At 62.0% G+C, this 24363-nt stretch carries 17 protein-coding genes; 6 read left to right on the top strand and 11 right to left on the bottom strand.

The window, feature by feature from the left end; genetic code table 11:
• Positions 1-83: 83 nt before the first annotated feature.
• From U862_RS0118520 to U862_RS0118470, 11 genes are all read right to left on the bottom strand, one after another.
• The gene (locus U862_RS0118520; protein WP_025111787.1) at positions 84-2207 is read right to left on the bottom strand and encodes a TonB-dependent siderophore receptor; all 2124 of its coding nucleotides are present in this window, start codon (positions 2205-2207) and stop codon (positions 84-86) included.
• 150 nt (positions 2208-2357) lie between these two features.
• Complete coding sequence (locus U862_RS0118515) at positions 2358-3737, bottom strand: PepSY domain-containing protein (RefSeq protein WP_025111786.1); 1380 nt, start codon at positions 3735-3737, stop codon at positions 2358-2360.
• 176 nt (positions 3738-3913) lie between these two features.
• Positions 3914-6034, bottom strand: coding sequence for a TonB-dependent copper receptor (locus U862_RS0118510; RefSeq protein WP_025111785.1), 2121 nt, complete (start codon positions 6032-6034; stop codon positions 3914-3916).
• A gap of 85 nt (positions 6035-6119) precedes the next feature.
• A complete protein-coding gene (locus tag U862_RS0118505; RefSeq protein ID WP_025111784.1) occupies positions 6120-6566 on the bottom strand; it encodes a DUF2946 domain-containing protein in 447 nt (148 codons plus the stop codon).
• A gap of 21 nt (positions 6567-6587) precedes the next feature.
• The gene (locus tag U862_RS0118500) at positions 6588-7067 is read right to left on the bottom strand and encodes a copper chaperone PCu(A)C (RefSeq protein WP_025111783.1); all 480 of its coding nucleotides are present in this window, start codon (positions 7065-7067) and stop codon (positions 6588-6590) included.
• Between the two features lie 48 nt (positions 7068-7115).
• Entirely contained in the window at positions 7116-7514 is a 399-nt protein-coding gene (locus tag U862_RS0118495) for a DUF2946 domain-containing protein (RefSeq protein ID WP_025111782.1), read from the bottom strand.
• A 112-nt stretch (positions 7515-7626) separates the two neighbouring features.
• A complete protein-coding gene (locus U862_RS0118490; RefSeq protein WP_025111781.1) occupies positions 7627-7950 on the bottom strand; it encodes a DNA-binding protein in 324 nt (107 codons plus the stop codon).
• A gap of 3 nt (positions 7951-7953) precedes the next feature.
• A complete protein-coding gene (locus U862_RS0118485) occupies positions 7954-8289 on the bottom strand; it encodes a type II toxin-antitoxin system RelE/ParE family toxin (protein ID WP_025111780.1) in 336 nt (111 codons plus the stop codon).
• Between the two features lie 56 nt (positions 8290-8345).
• The gene (locus U862_RS0118480; protein ID WP_025111779.1) at positions 8346-9071 is read right to left on the bottom strand and encodes a cobalt-precorrin-6A reductase; all 726 of its coding nucleotides are present in this window, start codon (positions 9069-9071) and stop codon (positions 8346-8348) included.
• On the bottom strand, positions 9068-10165 hold the full coding sequence (locus U862_RS0118475) for a cobalt-precorrin-5B (C(1))-methyltransferase (RefSeq protein WP_025111778.1): 1098 nt from the start codon (positions 10163-10165) through the stop codon (positions 9068-9070). The genes U862_RS0118480 and U862_RS0118475 overlap by 4 nt, the downstream gene beginning before the upstream one ends.
• On the bottom strand, positions 10158-11369 hold the full coding sequence (locus U862_RS0118470; protein WP_025111777.1) for a bifunctional cobalt-precorrin-7 (C(5))-methyltransferase/cobalt-precorrin-6B (C(15))-methyltransferase: 1212 nt from the start codon (positions 11367-11369) through the stop codon (positions 10158-10160). Before U862_RS0118470 ends, U862_RS0118475 begins: the two co-directional genes overlap by 8 nt.
• Positions 11370-11601: 232 nt before the next feature.
• Here U862_RS0118470 and U862_RS0118465 point away from each other — a divergent pair, with 232 nt between their 5' ends.
• The 6 genes from U862_RS0118465 (at position 11602) to U862_RS0118440 (ending at position 24333) form a co-directional block, all read left to right on the top strand.
• Positions 11602-12258 carry a hypothetical protein gene (locus U862_RS0118465; protein WP_025111776.1) on the top strand — a complete coding sequence of 219 codons (657 nt, stop codon included), beginning with the start codon at positions 11602-11604 and terminating at the stop codon, positions 12256-12258.
• Between the two features lie 146 nt (positions 12259-12404).
• Positions 12405-13703: a precorrin-3B synthase gene (gene cobG / locus U862_RS0118460; protein ID WP_025111775.1), complete on the top strand. Its 1299-nt coding sequence runs from the start codon at positions 12405-12407 to the stop codon at positions 13701-13703.
• Positions 13696-14322 (top strand): precorrin-8X methylmutase, encoded by a 627-nt coding sequence (locus tag U862_RS0118455; protein WP_025111774.1) that lies wholly within the window; start codon positions 13696-13698, stop codon positions 14320-14322. Before cobG ends, U862_RS0118455 begins: the two co-directional genes overlap by 8 nt.
• The gene (locus tag U862_RS0118450; protein WP_115675182.1) at positions 14319-15053 is read left to right on the top strand and encodes a precorrin-2 C(20)-methyltransferase; all 735 of its coding nucleotides are present in this window, start codon (positions 14319-14321) and stop codon (positions 15051-15053) included. The genes U862_RS0118455 and U862_RS0118450 overlap by 4 nt, the downstream gene beginning before the upstream one ends.
• The gene (cobJ, locus tag U862_RS0118445) at positions 15053-16753 is read left to right on the top strand and encodes a precorrin-3B C(17)-methyltransferase (RefSeq protein ID WP_025111772.1); all 1701 of its coding nucleotides are present in this window, start codon (positions 15053-15055) and stop codon (positions 16751-16753) included. Before U862_RS0118450 ends, cobJ begins: the two co-directional genes overlap by 1 nt.
• Positions 16754-17268: 515 nt before the next feature.
• Positions 17269-24333, top strand: a complete 7065-nt coding sequence (locus U862_RS0118440) for a TcdA/TcdB pore-forming domain-containing protein (protein WP_025111771.1) — start codon at positions 17269-17271, stop codon at positions 24331-24333.
• Positions 24334-24363: the final 30 nt, after the last annotated feature.

The following is a 24363-nucleotide window of genomic DNA, read 5'->3' as shown; positions in this document are numbered from 1 at the left end:
ATGGCGCCCTCGCGAGCAGGCCCGCTACCACAATGGATTGCATTCAATGTGGGAGCGAGCCTGCTCGCGAAGGCGCCGGTACATCAAAAGGTGTAATCCGCGGTGACGAAGAATGATCTCGGCTCGCCGAGAATCCATTGCTGGCCTTCATTGTATTGGCTTTGCGCATATTGGCGGTCAAACAGATTGTTCACCTGCAGGCCCAGCGTGGTGTTGCGCAAGGCTTGCCACGACAGCGTGGCATCGACCACGGTGTAGCTCGGCAGCTCGTTGCGGTTGGCCATGTCGGCGTAGCGCGCATCGACGTAACGCACGCCGGCACCGGCCTTCAGGTCATCGCTGAGTTTTTTGTTCAGCCACAGATTGGCGGTGCGCCGTGGCACGTCCACCGGGCGGTTGCCGTTATACGACAGGGTTTGCCCATTCACCACTTCGGAGAAGTCATCGTACTTGGCTTTGACGACTGCAGCGTTGGCCTGCAGTTGCCAGGCGTGGGGCAATTGCAGGTCGAGGCTGGCTTCCAGGCCATTGGTGGATTGCTGGCCGACTTGCTGCTTGAGCGTCGGGTTGCCCGGATCGTCCGTCAGCAGCTTCTTTTTGACGATGCGATAGGCCGCCAGGGTGAACTCGCCGCGCTGATCCCAGAACAACTGCTTCATGCCGATCTCGGTCTGGCGTGCGGTCGACAGGTCGTACTGCTGCTGGCTGGGGCTCAGGGATATCAGGCCGCCGATACCGTCAGTGCTGGTCGCGACCTGAGCGTAAAACGAGGTCTCGGGCGTCAGCGCAAATACTAGTCCGGCCTTCCAGTTGTTGCCGGTCAGGGTCTTGTCGCTCTGGCTGCCGTCCACCAGATTGTTGCGATCAACGTGCACGTAATCGCGGCGTACACCGGTTACCAGCGACCAACGCTCGCTGAGTTGCGTGCGGTTTTCGGCGAACAGCGACATCTGTTTCGTGGTGCTGTCGAACTGATCACGGTACGGGTTGGCGCTTTCGAAGTCGCCCGGTTGCGGGTGATACAGGTCCAGCGCCTGGCCGTTCGGCAACACGTCGTTGAACGGCGAGTTGCTGTTGAGCTGGAAGCGGATGCGGTTGTAATCGACGCCGGTCACGGTCTGGCTGTCGAGGCCGAACAGCGAGTGCTTGAAGGTGAAGGTCTGGCGGTCCCCGACCTGCTCCTGTTGGTGGCCGATACCGAAGTAACCGCTGCGACTGAGTTGTTGAGTGGTGGTGTCGAAGTTGTAGTTCTCGGCGTTCTGCCAGCGGCGTTGGGCCTTGAGGTAATACAGTTGGTTGCTGGCGCTGAGCGCATCGTTGATCTGCCAGTCAGTGGTCAGGCGCGTCCATTGGTCGTTGTAGTGCTGCTTGTCGTCGCGCACGTTGTAGTTCTTGTTGCGCAGGCTGTCTTGCAGCCGGCCGTTGATCAGTGGCGTGCCGAAGTAGTTTTGTGGCCGCTGGTCCCCGTAGTCATGGGCGAGGGTGAAAGCCAGATCATCGGTAGCCTGCCAGCGCACGGCGGCGCTGATGAAGTCGCTGGAGGAGTCGCCGCGATCGATCCAGCCGTTGCTGCGCAGGCGATTGAGATTGAGGCGATAGCTCAGGGTATCGGTCAGCGAACCACCGCTGTCGAACGCCTGCTGCTGACGATCATATGAGCCGTAGCCGACGCGCAGATGGTTTTCGATTTCGCCGCTGAACGGTTTCTTCGCAATCACGTTGACCACCGCACCGGTCGCGCCTTCGCCGTACAGCACCGAGGCCGGGCCGCGCAGCACATCGACGCGCTCCACCGACCAGGTGTCGACCGGGAAGGTCGCGGTGCCCATGCCGGTGTACATCCGGTTGCCGTCATACAACTGCATCACCGAACTCTGCCCGGTAAAACCGCGTGCCTGCAACGAGGTGCCGCCATCGCCTGGGGTACCGGTGCGGCTGATGCCGGTGCTGCGCGACACGGCGTCCTGCACGCTGCGATCGCCCCGGGCACGCACTTGTTCGCCACTGAGGCTTTCGACGCTGGCCGGGGTTTCCATGGCGCTGAGGTTCAGGCGTGAACCGGCGGTGGTCGGCGTGGTCAGGCTGACGCTTTCGTCGTCAATGGCCGGTGCGCTGATGGTGCCGGTGGGCAGCGTCAGCGGTTGGCTGTCGGCATTGGCGTGGTTCAGGGCGAACAGGCAGAGGCTGGACAAGAGGTACTTGTTCATCGGGGTGGTGAATCACTTCTTCAAAAGAAAGCCCGCAGCTTTTGGCCGCGGGCAGAGTGGCAAATATGGGTTATACAGTAACACTAAAAAATGCCGGCTTATAAGAGCCGGCAGTTTAAAGAACTGTCTAAAATGCGCATCTCGCCTGTTTCATGATGAAGTTGAGGCAGATTCAGGTTGGCGCCCCAGACGCGACAACAGCACTCGATCCAGCAACCAGACCGCCACCAGCGAAGCCCCCACCAGCGGAAAAATCACCGCCAGCACCAGCATGATTGCCACGCCGGTTTTCCATTTCGGCAGGTCATGACGTAGCGGCGGCACGCCGAACTTGCCCTGCGGGCGGCGCTTCCACCAGATCACCACACCGCTGACGGCGCTGAGCAGAATCATCAGGCAGATCAGCAACACGACGATCTGGTTGAAGGTGCCGAACATCTTGCCTTCGTGCAGCATTACGCCGATTTCCGTGGCCCGCGCCACCGCGCCGTACTGCTCGAAACGCACATCGGCGAGGACCTTGCCGGTGTACTGATCGACATGCAGGGTGGCGTCGTTGCGCGGATCGTCGGCGAATACGGCGATGGTGAACACCCCGGTGGCGGTGGTCGGCAGGGTGATGCTGTAGCCCGGCTCGACCTTGCGTTCAATTGCGATGTCCTGCACCGCTTGCAGGCTGATGGCGGGCGCGGCAGGGCCGTGCTGCATGCCGCCGTGGGCCATGTGCTCGGCATGGTCGCCGGACATCGGCATCGGCGTGTTTTCCATCGCCCACGGCACGGTCTGGCGCGCGGCATTGTTGAGGCTGCCGGCCTCGACGTCGGAGGTTGGCACGTTGTTCCACATGGCGGCCGGGAACACGTTCCACACCTGGGCGTACTGCTTGCCCCAGAACCCGGTCCAGGTCATGCCACTGAGCAGCATCACCAGCAGCAGCGCCGCGCCCCAGAACCCGGTGACCGCATGCAGATCACGCCATAGCACGCGCCCGCGGCTGTTCAGTCGCGGCCACAGAATCCCGGCGGACTGACCTCGCGGCCACCACAGAAACACCCCCGACACCACCAGCACTACGCCCCAACCGGCGGCGAGTTCGATCAAGCGGTCACCGACGGTGCCGATCATCAGTTCGCCGTGAATCGCACGGGCGATGGCCTGCAGGTTCTGCCTGGCATCCTGCTCGCCGAGGATATCGCCGTGGTACGGATCGATGAACACGTTGAGTTCGTGACCTTCGTTTTTCACCACGAATTGCGCGCTGCGTTCGGCATTCGCTGGCGGCAGGTACTGGGTGATCTGGCCCTGTGGATAAGCGCTTTTCACCCGTTGCAGCAGGTCATCGGCCGGCACCGTGTGATGCCCGGCCGGTACTTTGAGCAAGCTGCTGTACATCAGTGAATCGAGTTGCGGTTTGAACAGGTAGATGATGCCGGTCAGGGCCAGCATCACCATGAAAGGGGCGACGAATAGCCCAGCGTAAAAATGCCAACGCCAGGCCAGGTTGTAGAAATTCGCTTTGGGCTTTTGCATCACGTGTGCTCCGCTTGGCTTGGATCTTTTAGTTGTTCTGTATCGGTAGCGTCACCGCTGCACTCCTGTGGGAGCGGGCTTGCTCGCGAAGACGGCGGCACGCTCAACATTGTTGGCGCCTGATACACCGCTTCGCGAGCAAGCCCGCTCCTGCAAAGGCAGGGTGTGCCTCTTTGTCAGAAACTCATGTCGACCTTGGTCCAGAGCGTGCGCCCCGGTTCATTGATCGCTTGCGGGTCGTTGGCCGGGTAGCCGAAACCGGCGTTGCCCGCCAGGTTCAGGTGCTCGGCATAAGCCTTGCCGAACAGGTTGTCGACGCCGGTGCTGACCTTCCAGTTCTTGTTGATCCGGTAGGCGCCGTTGAGCGAGAACACGCCAAAGCCGCCGCTCTTGTCGTAGTCCTTGCCGACTACGTTGCCCTTGTTCTGGTCGATGCGGTTTTGCGCCGCGACCACGCGCCACAGCGCGCCGGCGCTCCAGTTGTCTTCGCTGTAGGTGAGGCCGAAACGCGCATCCAGCGGCGGCATTTGCGGCAGGGCTTTGCCGTCGCTGCTGTTTTTGCCCCAGGCATAGGCCAGGGTCGCGTCGGCTTTCCAGTTGTCGGTGAGCTTGTACGCAGCGCCGAGTTCGCCGCCCATGATCCGTGCGTCGATGTTTTGTGCGCGGGAGGTGCTCATGCCCATCATCGTCGGCGTGTAGTCGAACAGGATGTAGTCGCGCACCACGCCGATGTAGCCCGAGGCCCAGGCCTCAAGGTCGGCACTCTTGTAGTTCACGCCGAAGTCGAACTGGGTGGTCTTTTCCGGTTTGATCGAATCGAAAGCGTTCACCGAACCGGCCGGGCCTGACTTGGGCGAAAACAGCTCCCAGTAATCCGGGAAGCGCTGCGCGTGGCCGAGGCCGGCATAGAGCGTGGTTGGGCTGTCAGCGAGGTCATGCTCGTAACGCACGAAGCCGCTGGGCAGGGTGTCGGCGCGGGTGTCGTCGGCGGTCGGGTTCGGGCGGCTCATCATCCCGGAGCCAATGCTCTGTCGGTAATCCTTGGCCGAGGCGCGGTCGACACGGGCACCGGTAATCAGGCGATCACGGTCAGCGGCGTACCAGGTCATTTCGCTGAACACGCCGTAGTTATGGAAATCGGCGTCCTTGGTGTACGGCTGATCCTTGTAGGTGTCGATGCCCATGCCGCTGCGCTGGCGGTGTTCGTTGGTCTGCGCATCGAGGCCGGTGATCAACTGGATATCGGCCCAGCGCCAGGTCGCCTTGATCCGCGCGCCGAGGGTGCGGCGGTCGACGTTGGACGCCATCGGCCCGGCCATCATCCCGGTGCCGGACGGCGTGCGCAGGGTGTAGTTGTCCATCACGTGGTCGGCGTAGTTGTAGTAGACCTGCGCTTCGAGTTTCTCCAGCACGTCAGTGATGTTGGATTTCTCGAAGCGCAGTCCGAGGCTTTCACGCAGGAACTGCGAACCGTCCATGCCGCGTCCGGCGTAACGCGCTTCGCCGTCGCCTTTGCCGGCGGTGAGTTCGATCAGGGTGTCGGCGTCCGGGGTCCAGCCGACGGCGATGTCACCGTTCCACTTGTCGTAGCGCGACGGCACGGTGTCGTTGTTGCCGTCGCGATAGTCGTCGGAGTGCGCGGTGTTGCCGATCACCCGCACGTAGCCCAACGGCCCGCCGGCGGCAGCATCAACCACTTTGTCGAAGCGCCCGTTGGAGCCGGCCAGCACGCTCGCGTTCACCCGGGTGCCGAGTTCGCCGAAGCTTTCCGGTTCACGGTCGAAGAGCACCGTGCCGGCCGACGCGCCCGGGCCCCAGAGCACGGTTTGCGGGCCTTTGATCACCGTGAGTTTGTCGTAGGTTTCCGGCGAGATGTACGAGGTCGGTGCATCCATGCGGCCGGGGCAGGCACCGAGCAGCATGCTGCCGTTGGTGAGGATATTCAGGCGCGAACCGAACATGCCGCGCAGTACCGGATCGCCGTTGGTACCGCCATTGCGCACCAGGGCAAAGCCCGGAATGGTCTTCAGGTAATCGCCGCCGTCGCTGGCGGGTACCGGCTGGCGCGGGTCCTTGGGGTTGGTGACGATGGTCAGCGGCGAGCTGGGGGCGATTGCGGTGATCACCGTCGGGCTGAGTTCTTCGTTGTGCCCGGCGTGGTCATCAGCCAGCGCCAGCGGGGACAGCAGGACGCCGCAAAGGACGGCGGTAGCGTGCGAGAAACGAATGCGCGATTCGTTCAAGGCGAAGGACGCCTGAGCTGCGCTCAAGCGTGGAACAGCGGAAAACCTGGACATGACAATTTCCATCAAACAGTCGTAAACGACACGGCCGGCAGCCTGAAGCTGTCTTCTCAACCGTGTGCAATCAAAGGTGCGGTGTTTACGCGAGGATGGGCGGAGCGCGGGTGCGGGCGCCGGGGAAGAAGGTTTGCCGGGCATGGCCCAGGCGCGGGGAGGACGGGATGAAGGTGTTGACGTGAGCGATGCTGAACGTCGCGAAGCTGCCGCCACCGGTCAGCGCCGGGCAGTTGAACAGCAGGCTGCAATAACCGCACTTTTCCCACAGGGCGTGGTGCGAGGATTGCGGCGGACAGTGTTCGGCAGCCGGTTGTGCGCCGTGCGCGGAATGGTCCATGCCGGGCATGTCCATCGACATGTCCATGCTCATTGGCATGGAAGTCGAGGCGTGCTGATCCATCGGCATCGACTGAGAAATCAGGGGGCCGATGAAGATCATCAACATGGCGAACAGGGCGATCCAGCTACCGCGGGTCAGAGTCTGGCTCTGGCGGTGCAGGCGGGACGCCCCGGCGCGTTGCGGGCGCACGGGCGTGGTCAGCCGGATCGGTTACTGGGCGTGATCGTGCGCCTGGGTTTCTTGCGGCGGCTTCTTCTGCACCGCGACCTCGACCGTCACGTCACCGGCCTTCTCGAAATGCAGGGTCAGCGGGAAGCGTTTGCCGTCGCTGAGCAGGTTGCGGTCTTTCGGGTTGAGCAGCATCACGTGATAAGCCATTGGCGCGAACGTCACCTTGCCGCCGGCCGGGATCACGACATTGGGCACCTGCTGCATTTTCATCAGGTCGCCCTGCATCACATGCTCGTGCAACTGCGCTTGGTCTGTGATTGGCGAATCGACGCTGAGCAAGCGGTCGTCTGTCTTGCCGGGATTGCTGATCACGAAGTAAGCGGCGACGGTCGGCGCGTTGGGCGGTAGCTCCTGCGACCACGGGTGAGCGATTTCCAGCTCGCCCGCCTTGTATTCGTGGGCATGGGCGAAGCACGCCGGCAGCAACAGCGCAGCGATGACGAAGAATTTGTTCAACATGGCAGTTCTCCAAAACGATTTGATACGCAGGTCAATTGCGAGAACAAATCAAACCAGAGGCGAGGCGCGGGGATTGAGGCTCGGCCATTGCTGGCGCGGTGTCGGTGTTTGCAACGAGGGCGGCGCCACGCTGCGATTGCTTGCATAGCGGGCGAAATACAGCTGCGGTGTATGACCCGGCAACGCCACCAATGGCGCTGAGCCCGAGCAGCACCAGCAATGCTGCATGTTGGAATGGGTGTCATTGGACGGGGCTTTCTGCTCCGGGGTGCCGATGTTGATCGCCACCATCTTCGTCCCGCTGCCGGTGCAGAAACTGCTCCACAGCAATTGTTCGGCCGGTGAATTGGCCGCCTGCGCCATCGCTCCGGTCATCGGCATGGCGAGCATGTTGAACAGCACTGCAAAGCAGGCGATCCAGGCAATGGCTAGCCGGTGTCGGTTCATGGGACAGATCCGTTGGGTGGGCGATCAGGCGCGGCTATTTAGCCTGATCAGGGCCGATAAGTAAAAAGACGTCGTGCGGTTTGGTGTCGCACGTTTTTTTTCAATGACTTGGTCAATTCACAGGTACGGCATGAACCTGCATATCCACACCAAGCGTAGCGCGGATTACCGAAAATATTTTGGCCAGGTTGTCCATGCTCGGGTTGCCTTTGGCTGACAGCATTCGATGCAGGCTTTTACTGGGCTTTTCGGTCTCCCTTGCAAGCTCTTCGAAGCCTACAGTCGCATTGACAAGATCCCGCAAAATTATTCTCGCCATTTCTGGTTCGCCATTCAGGAACAGCGTCGCGGCCTCATCCAGCAGTGCCTGAGCAAACTCCGGATCACGTTGGGCACGTTCTGCTATTGAATGTTTGTAGCTTCGAGTGAGAACCATAAATTACCTCCGGTCCTGTTCAGCTTTTTTTCGAGATCGAAATTCGGCAATCAATACCTTCGCCTGTTTGATGTCTTTTTTCTGTGTGGATTTATCCCCTCCACCGAACAAGATGATCAGCCGTTTTCCTTCTTGTATCAGGTAGATTCTGTACCCTGGGCCCCAATTGATTTTGTATTCGCCTAGACCGTCGAACCACTTGATATTGGAAGTGTTGCCCATTTCCAATCGAATCAGGGCAGTCGAAACCTTGAGTGCAGCCTGTACACCCAGAGTGGAAATCCACTGGCCAAACGGGCTTGATTGGTCTTCTTCCAGATATTCTTCGAGTGTGATCACGGCTGGCCCTGAAGGTAACAAATAGGTTACTTATCATGCAAGTCGTGGATACTGCCTCATAAGGCGATATCCTCCAATGCAACAAGTGTTTCCTGAAGCGACAGAAACTCCCGACCAACCGCCGGCAACACCGGCCGCTTCAACACCAGCACCGGCACCCCCAATTCTCGCGCCACTTCCAGCTTTGGCTCGGTCGCGGTGCTGCCACTGTTCTTGCTGATCAGCACATCGATCTGCCGGCGTTCGAACAGCGCGCGCTCATCCTTCAGCAAAAACGGCCCACGGGCGCCGATCACTTCGCAGCGCTCGTTGCCGGGATAGACATCGAGGGCGCGCAGGGTCCAGAACTGTTCGGCGGGGATTTCGTCGAGGTGCTGCAGCGGTTCGCGGCCGAGGGTAAACAGCGGGCGGCGGAACGGTTTGAGCGCGCGGATCAGCTCGGCCCAGTCGCTGACCTCTCGCCAGTCGTCGCCCGGTTGCGGCTGCCACGCCGGGCGGCGCAGGGCCCAGCAGGGGATGCCGGCCAGTTGCGCAGCGCTGGCGGCGTTGTGGCTGATTTGCGCGGCGTACGGGTGGGTGGCGTCCAGCAGCAGGTCGATGCCTTCAGCGCGAATGAACTGCGCCAGGCCTGCTGCACCGCCGTAGCCGCCAACCCGCACCTGGCAGGTCAGATCAGTCGGCACCCGGCCCACGCCGGCCAGGCTGTAAATGTGGGACGGCCCCAGCGTGCGGGCGATGGCCAGCGCTTCGGTGACGCCGCCGAGCAACAAAATCCGCTTCATGCAAAACCTCCAGCGTGGCCGACGATGCCGCCCTGACGATCAATTGCAAACACCTCGATCTGCACCTGCGCCGGCACCACGCTGCGGGCGAAATTCAGCGCGTGGCGACAGACTTCATCCCCCAGCGCGATGCCCGCCGCACTGGCCATCGCCAAGGCCTGCTGGCTGGTGTTTGCCGCACGGATGCCTTGCTGCAAAACCTCATCGGCGCCGATCGCCGCCGCCCACTCGGCCAGTTGCGGCAAGTCGATGCTCGAATGCCGCGAGTGCAGGTCCATGTGCCCGGCCGCCAGTTTGCTGATCTTGCCGAAGCCGCCGCACAGGCTGAGTTTATCCACAGGCACTTTGCGCAGATGCTTGAGCACCGCGCCGACAAAGTCGCCCATTTCGATCAGAGCGATTTCCGGCAGGTCGTAGACCCGGCGCATGGTGTCTTCGCTGGCGTTGCCGGTGCAGGCGGCGATGTGCAGGAAGCCGTTGGTTTTGGCGACGTCGATGCCCTGATGGATCGAGGCGATGTACGCCGCGCAGGAGAACGGCCGGACGATGCCGCTGGTGCCGAGAATCGACAGGCCGCCGAGGATGCCCAGACGCGGATTCATGGTTTTCAGCGCCAGCGCTTCACCGCCCTCGACGTTGACCGTGACCTCGAAGCCGCCAGCGTAACCGCTTTGGGCGGCAAGCAGGTTCAGGTGATCGCCGATCATCTTGCGCGGCACCGGATTGATCGCCGGTTCACCGACGCCGAGCACCAGCCCCGGCCGGGTCACGGTGCCGACGCCTGCGCCGGCGATGAAGCGGACCCCCGGCTCGGCCAGCAGCCGCACGTGTGAATAGAGCAACGCGCCGTGGGTCACGTCCGGGTCGTCGCCGGCATCCTTGATCGTTCCGGCTTCGGCGCCGCCCTCGGTCAACCGACAGAATTCCAGGCGCATCTGCACCTGCTTGCCCTTGGGCAGGACGATCTGCACCGCGTCCGCCGAGACACCGCCGAGCAGCAGGCGTGCGGCGGCCAGGCTGGTGGCGGTGGCACAGCTACCGGTGGTCAGGCCGCTGCGCAGGGGCGCGGGTTGTTCGGCGGTTTCGTCACGCATCGAGAGGTTTGACCAGATCGAGCAAGGTGATCGGCAGCGCCTGGCGCCAGGTGTCGAACTCGCCAAGCGGCTGTGCCTGGGCAACGTGGATGCGGGTCAATTCGCCGCCATGGCGCTCGCGCCAGTTCATCAGGGCGAGTTCACTTTGCAGGGTCACGGCGTTGGCGACCAGCCGGCCACCGGGTTTGAGCTGTTCCCAACAGGTCTCGAAGACCCCTTCGCGGGTCACGCCGCCGCCGATGAAGATCGCGTCGGGGCGCTCCAGCCCGGCGAGGGCCTGCGGTGCCTTACCGCGAATCAGCTGCAGCCCCGGCACGCCCAGCGCATCGCGATTGTGTTCGATCAGTTGCTGACGACCGTCATCGGCCTCGACGGCCAGCGCCCGGCAACTCGGATGCGTGCGCATCCATTCAATGCCGATCGAGCCACTGCCGGCGCCGACGTCCCAGAGCAGTTCACCGGGCGTCGGGGCGAGGCGGGCGAGGGTGATCGCGCGCACGTCACGCTTGGTCAGTTGGCCGTCGTGGCGGAAGGCCGAGTCGGGCAGGCCCGCGAGTCGCGACAGCCGTGGAGCCTCGGCGTCGGCCAGGCATTCGATGGCGATCACATTCAGATCGGCAATCGGCGGGTCGCTCCAGTCATTGGCGATGCCGTCGGTGCGCCGTTCGGCATCGCCGCCCAGATGCTCCAGAACGCTGATGCGACTGCCGCCAAAACCGCGCTCGCGCAACAACGCCGCGACCGCTGCCGGGCTCAGCCCGTCATTGCTCAGCAACAACAGGCGCACACCGCTGGACAACTGTGCATTCAGCGCGGCCAATGGCCGGGCCACCAGCGACAGCGTTACGATTTCTTGCAGCGGCCAGCCGAGGCGAGCCGCTGCCAGCGCACAGGAAGACGGCGCAGGCAGGATCAGCATCTCGTCGCTCGGCACCTGCCGCGCCAGGCTCGCGCCGACGCCATAGAACATCGGATCACCGCTGGCGAGCACGCAGACCGCTTCGCCACGGCGCGCCAATGCCGGCGCGAGGGAAAACGGGCTCGGCCACAATTCGCGTGCGCCGCGAATGCACACTGGCAGCAAGTCCAGCTGTCGCTGGCCGCCAATGATCCGCGCGGCGCCCAGCAGGGCACGCCGGGCGTTTTTGCCCAGGCCCTTGAAGCCGTCCTCACCGATTCCCACAACCGTCAGCCAGGGTGTCATGCCGTTCCTCTGTTCCGAGTACATCTTGAAGGTCGACATGATAGCGCGGTGGCTTTGATCTGACTCAGGTCTATCGGTGGCGAAGGGAGGAACGCACCAGATACATGAGGTTTATAAAAATCAATTATTCGAGGCTTCAACTTTGTTAGTTTGCCTTGGTTGAGATTTTGAAGTTCTGAATACTCTTGGGCTTTCAGTGTGTTTTATTTTATTTAATAGGGAAAGAATCAGTATGGATACTGAGTTGCGCATGGAAGCGGGCAGTTGGCATGCAGTAGTAATGAACGATACGTTGGTGACCGGCTTTGAAAAGCAGGCGGTAGTCGACAGAAACTTTTTCAATAACTGCATATTTCTCGCCTCCTTCAAGGCGAATAAGCTTTATGACAGCGATAAGAATCCAGGTGAATGGTTCGACTACTATGTCGGCGTACTCTGGTCGTATGGCTGGAGTTTTGATGAAGAGCCTGTCGAGTTTGTTCAGCCGCAGTTTTCCGGGAGCGTACAGCAAGCCTGGATGATGTCGGCCGCACGTCTGGTTACGCGGTCTCAGCTGGCACAGGTTGAGGCGGCACACGCTGCACTCGAAAAAGATGCACTGTTGCTGGCCAAGTTCGCAGGCTCGAGTGTCAAGACACATAAGTCCCACATCGTGCCGGTGCGCTATGGCGCCAATGGTGAGCTGGTGGTGGTGCTCAGTCAGATCAGGTTTATCAAATCGGTCATGCGCACAACGTATCTCTTCTGGCAGATCCATCAGCCAATGTCTCAACTGGATATCCGCGCCAGAAGACTGGTGATCAACCGTCGGGCAATGGACGCCAATCGTGAAAGGCTGGCGTTGGCCATTCGTGACATTCCGTTCAAGCTGGAGGAACACGAGCTCTGAGAGCCGGCGGGCTCAGGTATTTATCGTTAGGGCGAGGATTCCGACCGGCAGGCATTTTCATGCGCTTGGGCAAAGCAGGCATAATGGCGACCTTTCGCCCCTCACAGCGCTGCCAGCCAGTCGGTCATCCCTTGAACGAACGCCCAATGTCCACCGCTCTACGCCCCTCGGCTTGTCCGGGGTTGTTGCGTATCGTCCAGGCACTGGATGGCGGTATCTGCCGGATCAAGCTCAATGGCGGTTCGATCAGCGCCGATCAGGCTGATGCAGTGGCCGATGCCGCCGAGCGTTTCGCCAGCAGCGCGATCGAGGCGACCAACCGCGCCAATCTGCAGATTCGCGGCATCGGCGGACAGTCTGCTGCATTGATTGACAGCTTGCTGGACGCCGGTCTCGGGCCGCGAACCGCGGCCGGCGACGACGTGCGCAACCTGATGCTCAGCCCCGCCGCGGGGATCGACCGGCAGATGTGTCTGGATACGCGCGCCCTCGCCGGGCAGATCCTCGACACCCTGCAAAGCCATCCGCGCTTCCACGAGTTGAGTGCCAAGTTCGCCGTGCAACTGGACGGTGGTGAAGCGCTGGCGATGCTCGAACATCCACATGACCTGTGGCTGGCGGCGTTCGAGCGCGAGGGCAAAACGCTGCTGGCGTTCGGTCTGGCCGGGTGCCCGACAGATCGTGCGGTCGGCGCCGTGGCGCTGGAAAACGGCCATGCGCTGGTGGTCTCGGTGCTGGAGCTGTTCCTTGAACGGGCACGGCCAGAGCAGACGCGCATGCGGCACTTGCTCGAAGAGTTGCCGCTGTCGGTATTTGTCGAACAGCTCGCTGCACGCTTGCCGATCAAGGCGATCGGCGACTGGCAACGCATGCCGGCCGCCGCTGCGCTGCACATCGGCGCTCATTCGCAGCACAACAGCGACCTGACATACGTAGGCGCGGTGCCGGCGCTCGGTCGTCTCGACCCGGGCATGCTGCGCGGCGCCGCACAACTGGCCCGCGACTTCGGCGATGGCAGCCTGCGTTTCACACCGTGGCAAAGCCTGTTGTTGCCCAACGTCAAGGCGAGTGACGCCGCGTACGTGCTCCGTAGTCTGGAGCAACTCAACCTGTTGACCCTGGCCAGCGAGCCCTTGTCGCGCCTGATCGCCTGCACGGGATCCAGCGGCTGCGGCAAAGGTCTGGCCGATACCAAGCGCGATGCCCGTCTGCTGGCGACGTTGTTGCCGCGAGCGCTTGATGTGCACCTGTCCGGCTGTCCGCGTTCCTGCGCCGCTGCGCACGCTGCTCCGGCGACGTTGCTGGCGGTCGGCAGCGGTCATTACGACCTTTATTTTCGCGATGCAGCACGGCCGGGTTTCGGCACGCTGCACGCACGCAACCTTACTATTGAAGCGGCCGCGACCCTGCTCGACGCCCGCTCACGGAGCCCCCTTGATGCTTGATTACATCCGCGACGGTCAGGAGATCTATCGCAACTCCTTCGCGATCATTCGCAGCGAGGCCAATCTGGCGCGCATCCCGGCCGACCTGGAAAAACTTGCAGTGCGGGTGATCCACGCCTGCGGCATGGTCGAGGCCGTCGATGGTCTGCAGTTCTCCGAAGGCGCAGGCAAGGCCGGGCGCGATGCGCTGGCGGCCGGTGCGCCGATCCTGTGTGATGCACGGATGGTCTGCGAAGGCGTGACCCGTGCCCGCCTGCCGGCCAACAACCCAGTGATCTGCACCCTGCGCGACGACAGCGTCCCGGCGCTGGCCCGTGAGCTGGGCAACACCCGTTCCGCCGCGGCGCTGGAACTCTGGCGTCCACACCTGGAAGGCAGTGTGGTGGTGATCGGCAACGCGCCGACCGCGCTGTTCTATCTGCTGGAAATGCTCGACGCCGGTGCGCCGAAACCAGCGTTGATCCTCGGCTTCCCGGTGGGTTTCGTGGGTGCGGCGGAATCGAAAGCGGCGCTCGCGGCTGACAGTCGCGGTGTACCGTTCGTGATCATGCAGGGCCGCCTGGGCGGCAGCGCCATGGCCGCCGCAGCGGTGAATGCTCTCGCCACGGAGATCGAATGATGCAGGCCAAAGGACGTTTGATCGGTCTGGGCGTCGGTCCGGGTGATCCGGAGTTGATCACCGTGAAAGCCTTGCGTCTGTTGCGCGAATCGCCGGTGGTGGCGTACTTCGTCGCCAAGGGCAAGAAAGGCAACGCCTTCGGCATCATCGAGGCGCACCTGCAAGACGCGCAGAATCTGCTGCCGCTGGTGTACCCGGTGACCACTGAAGTGTTGCCGGCACCGCTGTCGTACGAGCAAGTGATCAGCGATTTCTACGACGAAGCCGCCGAGACGGTGGCCGCGCATCTGGATGCCGGTCGCGATGTGGCGGTGATCTGCGAAGGCGATCCGTTCTTCTACGGCTCCTACATGTATCTGCATGACCGTCTGTCTACGCGTTACGAAGCCGAAGTGGTGCCGGGCGTGTGTTCGATGCTCGGCGGCGCTTCGGTGCTCGGTGCGCCGCTGGTGTATCGCAACCAGAGCCTGTCGGTGCTGTCCGGCGTGCTGCCGCATGATGATCTGAAGCGTCGTCTTGCCGACGCCGACGCAGCAGTGATCATGAAGCTGGGACGCAACTTTCCGAAAGTCCGACAGGTGCTCGAAGAGCTCGGTCTGGCCGAGCGGGCGCTGTACGTCGAGCGCGCGACCATGGCCAATCAGAAGATCGTGCCGCTGGATCAGGTCGAGCCCATGTCCTCGCCGTACTTCTCGCTGATCATCGTCCCGGGCGAACGGTGGCAAGGCTGATGAATCCTTCAACACCCGCCATCGTTATCCTCGGTCAGGGCAGCCTGGCCACTGCCCTGCGCATCCAGCAGGTCTATCCCGCCGCGCAGATCCACGGCCTGGCCGGGCGGGTCGAGGGCGCCGATCGCACCTATCAGGAGTTCGGCTCAACCCTGCGTGAGTTGTATCAGCAGGACACACCGATCATTGCCCTGTGCGCGGCCGGCATCGTCATCCGCACCCTGGCGCCGCTGCTGCTGGAGAAGGGCGCCGAGCCTGCGGTGCTCGCCGTTGCGGAAGACGGCAGCGCCGTGGTGCCGCTGCTTGGCGGCCTCGGCGGGGTGAACGTCATGGCCCGCGAGATTGCGGCCGGGCTGCAAGTGGCCCCGGCGATCACCACCAGTGGCGAGTTGCGCTTCGGCACCTGCCTGCTCAATCCGCCGAGCGGCTATGCCTTGGCGGACCTGGAGCTGGGCAAGCGGTTTGTCTCGGATCTGCTGGCCGGGCACAGCGTGCGTATCGAAGGCGCGGCGCCGTGGCTGGAACAGGCGCAGTTACCGGAAAATCCGCAGGCGCAGCGCTCGATCCACATCAGCAGTGCCGAGCGTGCCGCGAGCGCCCATGAATTGTTGATCTACCCGCGCAGCGTTGCGGCGGCGGTGACAGGCGCTGTCGGCGATCTGCCGAATGCCGTGCGCGCGGCGTTGCAGCAAGCGAACGTCGCAGTGCAAGCGTTGGCCTGCCTGGTGGCGGCTGACAGCGAAATGGCCTCGGCGGATTTGCGTGAAGCGGCTTTGGTACTGGGTGTGCCGCTGCGTTTTGTGGCGGCACAAAACGGCACCGCAGCAGTGGCGCGCAGTGCACTGCCAGGGGCCAGGGTCACTGAGGTGGGCGGGCTGGCGATCGCTGTTGCCGAACAGCCGCTGGACATCGCGCAAATCGGGCGCCCACGGGGACGTCTGGCGGTGATTGGCCTGGGGCCCGGCGCGGCAGAGCTGATGGTGCCCGCCGTCAAAGCCGAACTGGCGCGCGCTACCGATGTGCTCGGCTACGAAACTTATGTGCGCATGGCCGGGCCGTTTCGCGACGATCAAGTGCAGCACTGCACCGACAACCGTGAAGAAATGCAGCGTGCCCGCCACGCCTTCCGGCTGGCCGCGCAGGGGCGTTCGGTGATCGTGGTGTCGTCCGGCGATCCGGGGGTGTTCGCCATGGCGGCGGCAGTGCTCGAAGCGTTGCACGAGTCGGATGATCCGGCCTGGCACAGCGTCGATCTGCAAATCCTGCCGGGCGTCTCCGCCTCGCTGGCTACCGCAGCGCAGGCCGGTGCGCCGCTGGGGCATGACTTCTGCGTGATGTCGCTGTCGGACAACCTCAAGCCGTGGTCGATCATCGAGAAGCGCCTGGACCTGGCCGCTGAGGCCGATCTGGCGTTGGCGTTCTATAACCCGATCTCCCGCGCCCGTCCGTGGCAATTGGGCCGCGCGCTGGAAATCGTCGCGCAACACCGCACGCCTGAGACGCCTGTGGTGCTGGGGCGGGACATCGGCCGGCCGGGCCAGACCCTGCGCACCACCACATTGGGCGCGTTGACCCCGGATCAGGTGGACATGCGCACCATGGTGCTGATTGGCTCGTCCACGACCTGCACATTCCCCCGCGCCGAAGGTGGCGACTGGGTCTACACGCCCCGCTGGTACGGCGAAAAGCCGCTGTCCTGAGTCCCTGCGCAGCCCTTCGGGGCTGCGGTCTTTTTCGCCGCTGTCAGATCGTTGCAGCGAACGGCGTCATTCGCGATTGTTTCCGGATTTGACCGTGTCGGATTGTTCACCGGTATCCGTCCGACATCTGACCGTCGCTCGTCAGCGAATTCTTGTTACTTACGTTCTGTCTTATCTCATTAGTCAGTAGATGACGCCTTATTGACGTCTCAATGTCTTTGTTTGTTCGAGGCGCACTTACGGCGGGTACGTCAATGACATGTCCGGTGACAGGTATTGGACGTTACATTCTTTATTGGTTATGACTTTTTTGCTGTTTTCTGAAACTTGCTGAATGTTTTCCCGTTTGAGCGCGTTGTTATTGCCCGGTAGTTTTGCCGCATCGGAATCTGCTGTTCAGCTGCTGTATGGGGGACTCGGGACTTTACCTGTAGGCCTTCAGTGCACTGTCGTGTCCGAACTTCCCGAATGTTTCGGCCGGGTTATCGCGCGCAATCAAAAGGATATTGAGTCCAATGCAATCAATAGATCAGAACAGAGAACAGTTTGTTAATTTTGTCGATCTCTTCAAGTTGAAAGACCTTGAGCAAGCGTTGTCATCGCATAAAGGCAGTCAACATTACGATTCGGTATTGCGTTATTACTTTGCCTGCGTGGGCAAACTCGAGTCACCAGAGTTGATGGAACCGTTGGCCTTGCTCAAACAGACGCTGGAGTTGTTGCGCGGACCGGTCCGGGTACCGCGAGCGAGCGATGTGCAAGCGCCGGCCGCAGCGGACCTTCCACAGATCTGCGAAAAGATCGAAGGGTTCGAAACGCGCCTGCGCTTTGGTATCGAGCAAATGAAAATACCTCCCACGGCGGTGCCGAAGGCCATGCACTTTGTCTGGCTCGGCGGTGGCATTGGCGAGATCCAGCGCGATTATCTCAATGTGTGGCGGCAGGTACTGGCGGGGCAGGGCTATTCCCTCAACCTGTGGTACGGCAGTGATGCGCTTCTGGCGCATCAGACCAACAAGCTGATTGTTGAGGCGGCCAAGGCTGATGCATTGCTTCAGGTCGGGGATAGAACCATCACCGAGGACGAACTGGCGACGCTGTACGAAGAGCGCGCGATGGTGCTCAAGCAACAGATGTTCGAGCACATCAACACGGCCGTCGCCGCCGGGCAATCGGCTGATGACGCCAGAATTGACCTGCTGACCCGGGCCTATGGCCAGGAAGCGGGGGCGTTGGAAGCGCTGCTGGAGCGCAATCGTCACAGCCTGCTGGCGCTGGCCGGTGAGGACCTGAATCTGCGCGATGTGGGTGACGCGGGAAAGCCGTTGCAGTTACAGGACATTTACCTGCGTGAAACCCGTTTGCGCGGCAATCTGGCGGCGGCCTCCGATATCGTGCGGGTCGAAGCTCTGTTCAATGAAGGGGGAGTCTACGCAGACGTGGATAATCTGCCAGCGCTGGCGCAGCGGCTGGGCACCACCGATATCAGCGAATGGGGTGGGGATGCGCGCATGGGAGCGTTGCAACTGTTGCTCGATCACAACCCCCACTGGATGCCCGGGCGTCAGGCATTGCGCAGTCGCTACACCGATTATTTCGACTCCATTCCTGTGCAGCACCGCGCGCAGTTGGAGGCATTTGCCAAGGCCGGCCCCACATTGGGTCAGGTTTTTGAGCTTCCGGTGCCGGGGATGGCGCGTGCTCACGAGCTGCGCGCGGTGGTCGATGGTGCTTCGCTGAGCAACGCATTTCTGCAGGCTCACCCTCGCGCCGCGATGCTCGAATCGGTGATCGAGCGAATGCGCTTCAACTATGAAGTGATCGACGAAGCGACGTATCTGGCGGTCAGGCGCGGCGTTGCGCGGATTGATTTTGATGGCATGATCCAACTGGCGCGCGAGGTGCTCGAGCGCACCTACGGGCCGCTCGACCGGCTGTCGATGGAGCAAGACATTTCCGCCAATTTGCTGGCCAGTGCGGCCGCTGGATATTTCAGCGATGGCATTCGTCTGCAGAGCGAGTGGACTATCTACCTGACCGGTCCCGGGGCCATGCGCAGTGGCATGGCGGATTACGACAGGCAGCATTTCACTGCCGCCGGGGCACAAGCGGCTCGCGAGCAGCTTGGCATTGCACCGTTGGCAATGATCAATCGTGCGACAGAAGAAGAACAGGACCATTCCTGGAAAGACAACGAAACCGACCCGCAGAAATGGTTGGCCGATGAGCAGGCCCGCTGGCAGGCAGGACAATACCCAACTCGCTACCTGGGTGATGTCGCGCAGTTGCTCAAGCATTCAACGATCGAATTCGACAACGGCTGGCCACTGATCGAAGGGCGTCCGGTGCTGCTGAGCGACATTCTGCAAAAGCTGGTCGACACCTTGGGTGAGCCGTTCATTCGAGCAATGCGGCGCAGTCACAACGGACCGATTACTTTTGAAACCCCGCTGCCGCTGAGTTTCGACGACCGCCAGGCGATCAAGGCCCAGCCTGTCGAGGTATTGGCGCCGGGGTCATTGAGCGACCCGAAAACCCAGCTCATGGGCCTCGATGAACTGCTCAGCGCAATGGCCAAAGGCACCTTGCATCTGGCGCATGCCAGCCCGTTGCAGCGCCTGACGCTTGGCATGCTGCTGGGTGCGCAGACCTTGGACAACCGACGCTTCGCGTTGCTCGCCGAGGAGCTGGATAACCTCGCCAACAGCGTGGTTGAGTTGGGCGCTTCCAATCGCTATGCGGCCATCGAGCGGCAGTTGTACAAGCGCCGGACACCGGCGTTCATGGCGGGAATGGCCAGCGTGTTCGATGAACCAATGCCGGTGCCCGGGAGTGCGCTGGCGCTCAAGGACGTCGCACTGTCTCAGGCCCATACGCCGTTTCAGTGGGGCCGCCAGGTGGCGCGTATCCGGCAGCGGGCGACCCTGGAACACCAGGAACATATCGTTGAGCGCACGGAACAGGTGCTCGAGGAGTTCAACGGCACACACTTCAAACCGGTGCCACAGGATCTGTTGCTGCACAGCGCAGGTGAAGCCGTCGGGGGGCGCTGTTATCCGTTGGCGCTGGTGGTGAGCGCCGCGCTGACCCGTGGTGAGCAGGCTTTCGGCCGCTTGCGCGAGCGCTTCTATCTGGCGGTCGTCGCCCCTGAACAGAGTGATTCGCTGGCGTTTCTCGATGCACTGGAGCAATTGCGCGATGTTCAGCTCAGGGATGTGGGGCAGGCGCTTGGACGGGTCAACCTGGCTGAGGTGACCACCCGCCTCGAGCGTTATTCCGGCCACGGCACCTTTATGCTCAACTCCGATAACCACGCCATGCTCGTGGCGAAAACTGTCGACGCCGGGCAGGCCAACTTCCATTTCTATGATCCCAACTTCGGGCTGTTCAAGTACGCCAGCCCCGCAATGTTCAAGCAGGGACTGGCGGACTTTTTCCTCAAGCAGGGCATGGCCGGGTACTACGGCGCCTATGGCGAACCCGCCGCTCCGGAGTTCGATCTGATTGAGGTGCATGGACAACAAGTGGCCGCCCTGCAAGTGTCCGGCGGGTTCTCTGTCGGGCAGTTGCTGGAGTCCGATGCCTTGCCCCAGCAACCCTCGTTGCGTCCGATTCGTCGACGTCTGGCCAGCGCCCATGGTCAATCGCTGGTGGAGAATGCCCATCTGGGCCGCAGCCTGCTGGAACTGGACAGTCGCTGGTGGGGGCAGCAGATCGCCCATGTGACGGCAGGCCTGCAGGATCTGCATGACGTGCCCAAAGCATTGGTGCCCGTGTTTGAAACGCTGGAGATCACCGCCGAGGGCCGATACCGGATGAGCCTGTTCGATCCATCGAACGGGCAGTTTGTGACGCAGGTGATCAGCGATGAACCTCGCCTGCTGCGCATCAAGGATTACCTGACGGAGCAGTTTGCGACATTGGGGCGAAAACCCGGAGGCCCCGGTGGGCTGCCGGATCCGTCCGAGGTAGCCAGCGTGCACACGCTCAATGCCGGGTTCACCATCCAGGCCTTGATGAATGCCCTGCGTAAACGCGAGGGGGACGACCGGACGCTGACCCTGGCTGTGCGCCTGCACGCCTATGTCAACTATGCGCAACTGGCCCATGGCACGTTCATGGATGTTGCCGGCGTGGTCAAACTGGTCCAGACCGCGCTGAGCGAAGAGAAGGCCATTGCCCGCACTTGCGCCCCCGTGGTCGGTGAAGCCCTCGGGCATGTGGCCAATGAAGGCGTTGGCGCATTGTTGGGGCTGGCCAATGTAGGCTTCGATATCTATCAATTGGCAACCGCCGAAAACGATGTGGACAAGGCGCAGTTCGGCACGCAGCTGGCGTTTGACTCCGCGGGCCTGGTGTTGACCGGTGCCGGCCTGGCGGCGGCCGCCACGGGAGCTGCGACGGCGGCGGCGGTGCTGGGCGGCGTTGGCGTCATGTTCGGTGGTTTGGCCGTCGGTGTGGCCGCACTGGCCCAAGGATTTGCCAGCATCGCTCGGGACGCGCAAGCAGTCGGGTTGTTTTTCGATGCCCTCAAGCGCAGTGCCTATGGCGTCGGCTATCGCTTTGACGAGGCCTTGCAATCGTGGGTGGTGCAGCCTTCCTCCCTGAGTATCGAATGCCTGGATCTGAAGGCTGGGCGACTGCTGTTGGGGCGTCCGAAACTGCTCAGGCTGCGCGACCATTTCGGCGTGCCGGACTGCGATCCTGATGATGCCAAGGCAATCGATATCCGCCAGCAGCTGGGGTTGCCGGGGCAGATCAGACGCGTGCTGCCTGCAGGGCAACGCATCATCCTGCCGTGCACGCCGCAGGCGTATTACGGTTATGAGTACAAGGCGTTGCCCTTCGCCTCCTGGCGACACGACACCGGTTTCGAGACGGCACGTCAGCTTGAGAAAAAGGGTCGGGACGGGCAGTGGCAGTTTCTGTTCACGTTTTACTCTTTTCCGTCCCACTACATTGTTCAGCGGTTGCTGCCGTCCTACCGGGATACGCTGATCCGGGTGCTGCTGGATGCAGCCGATCGGGAGCTGGTCGTGCCGGATCTGCCGCAGGCTTGGCAGGGCAAGGTGTCGTATGAACTGACGGGGGCCGGGGCTTCGTGCTCGTTGAGCCTGACCCGCGGGATCAAGGTCGAACTGCAGGCGCCGGGTATCAGCGATCGTTGCCGCTGGGTGCTGGTGGCAACCTGGGCCACGCAGAGCGATGTGCTCCTGGGCCGATATGGCGCGTTGTCTGTCGGCGGTGTCGAGGTGACGTGCTCAGGCAAAGGGCGTCATGAAGTGCTGGTCAGGCTGGCCGATCAGCGCCTGTTCAGGCTCGATCGTGCAGCACTGACGTTCGAGCTGCTGGAGGACACCGCGCCGCCAGGTCTCGATGAGTCGGCATTGCTCCAACACTACAAAACGCTCGCCCGGGAGCACCGTCTGGCGCTGCCTTATACGCCGGTTCGCCATTACCTGATCCCCTTCGAATCGCCACAAAAACCGCGTTACACCACAGCCTGGTATGACGCCGGCGAAGACCGCTTCCTGTATATCCGCAATGAACAGGTGCAGGCCGACAAGGCATTGTTGGGCGCGGTGGTCGACGGGTTCGCGTACTTCCATGAAACGGAGAATGCGTTTGTCTGGCAAGTCGACGCCGTCAGCGGGTTGCTCAAACACCGCTATCGGCTGTTGCAGATGCCGGGCAAAAGCTCGGTGCTCAGCATCGAGGCGGATGAACATGGGGTGATTCATGTTGTGCAGACGCTTGTTCAGGAGAGGCACGAGACGCTGCAGTACAGGTTCCTGATTCATCAGGGGCAGCTGCTGCTGAGCTCCATCACCCACGATATGAATCGGCGGCTGTCGCTCGAATTGTCTGGCGTCGACACGCTAAACCGATGGCAGCAGGTGGTGGGTGACTATCTGCCGCAATTGCCGGAGCCTGAAGAGGACGGAGCAACCACGATTGACTGGGAGCCGGCGTCTTACGTGTCGGTGTGCTGGATGTTCGAGCCCAATATGCGGGACATGGTCTGGATTCGCAGTCGCGACCGTTTGTTGATTCATCCGGTGCCGCGCCCGAAGCGCGCGCGCGGTTGGCCTGACTCGATCAAGAACCTGAACGATCTGATGCTGCTGACACTGGCGCAGGACAGTGACCTGTTCGTCGTTTACGACCGGCCCAGGCAGCGGCTTTGCCGGCTCGAGCGGACAGTGTCCGAAGGCAAGTCCAACTGGTCGCATGCGTGGTTGGAACCGAGTGGTCTCCAGCAGGTTGTGGCCGTCGGGGATGCCTATCAGGCTGTTACCGAAGACGGTTTGTTCTTCAATCTGAACCGGCAGGGCGAGGTGCGGTTTGGCGGCGTCACCGAACAATGGCTCAAGGGGCGTGCGCACTGGTGGCAGGCACTGGATGCGGTGCTGGCGCAGTACCCGGTCGAGGGTTTTGCGATTCTCGGTTTGCGCAACACCCAAGTCGATGCGCCTCTGTGCGCCTGGTATGTGGATCAACGCCTGTTGCTCACCGAGCCGGCAAGCCGAGGCGACACCCGTCTTCTGGGCGTTACCCCGGACAAACGACACGTCTGGCTGTTCGAACCGGCGACTGGGGAGATCACCCGTCAGACGTTCATCGATCCCCGGCAATTCACACGGGCATTCGGTGATGGTGTGCAGTTGTTGCACGATGATGTGTTGCCGCCATCGCAACAGGAATGGGAAGACTGGACGTTTGCCGACGTGAGTCTCGACGGTAGCGGCCTGCGGGGTGTTTCGGTTGAAGGCGTAATGCTGACGCTCACGTTCGATCATGGCGAACGGATCACCGGGGTCAACAACGCCTGGGTCGCAGCGCAAGGCGAGCAACTGGTCGAGCGTCTGCAAACGTTGCTGGAAACGTTCGAGCACGAGGCCTTTGTCTCGGTGGAGTCAGGACCTGGCCGCTTGCAATGGTATGACGTGCAGCGCGCCAGGCTGATCCAGATTGCTGACGCTGATCTGCCCGCCGACTTCGACCTGTTGGGTACGCGGCGTCAGGCTCAGGTGCTGCTGCATCAGCGCGGCGACGGAATCGTGCAGAGCTACCCCGCTCGGCAGCGTCTCGGACCGTTCGATTACCTGCAGCGAAATGCCAAGGTGCTGGTGGTCGAGGGGCAGATGAGGATCGGTGATTTGCTGCCGTTGCTGCCAGACGGGGTTAACACGCTGGTTCTGCGATTGGGACAGGGGGCGCTGTTCCATCTGTCCAGAGCGCTGTGGCTCAGGCTGCAGTCCGTCATCGTCGACTGCCGCCACGCGGCAAGCGAGACCATCACGCTCCCGGGCAAACTGAACTGGGCGCTGCAAAGCCCGCAAAAGCTGCAACTGGAGATCGTCGAAGAACACCTGGTCATTATTGATCCGGACACTGAGCACAGTCTGATCTTGCGGGATGTGTTCAGCACCGATTCGGCGCTGTGTGGTGAAGTGTTCCTCGGCTTTGACGGACAGTTTTCGCTGCCGGTGTCGCGCCTCGTGCAAAAAATGCGCGGGCGTCAGGCGAGTGCCACGATGGCTACGATGGAGGAGTTGCTGGCCGTCGCCGTTGCGTAGTCATCCTGAAGGTCTGAAGCCGATCTGAAT

Source organism: Pseudomonas sp. H1h, from assembly GCF_000633255.1.
GTDB lineage: Bacteria > Pseudomonadota > Gammaproteobacteria > Pseudomonadales > Pseudomonadaceae > Aquipseudomonas.
This window is presented reverse-complemented; position numbering and strand designations above follow the sequence as displayed.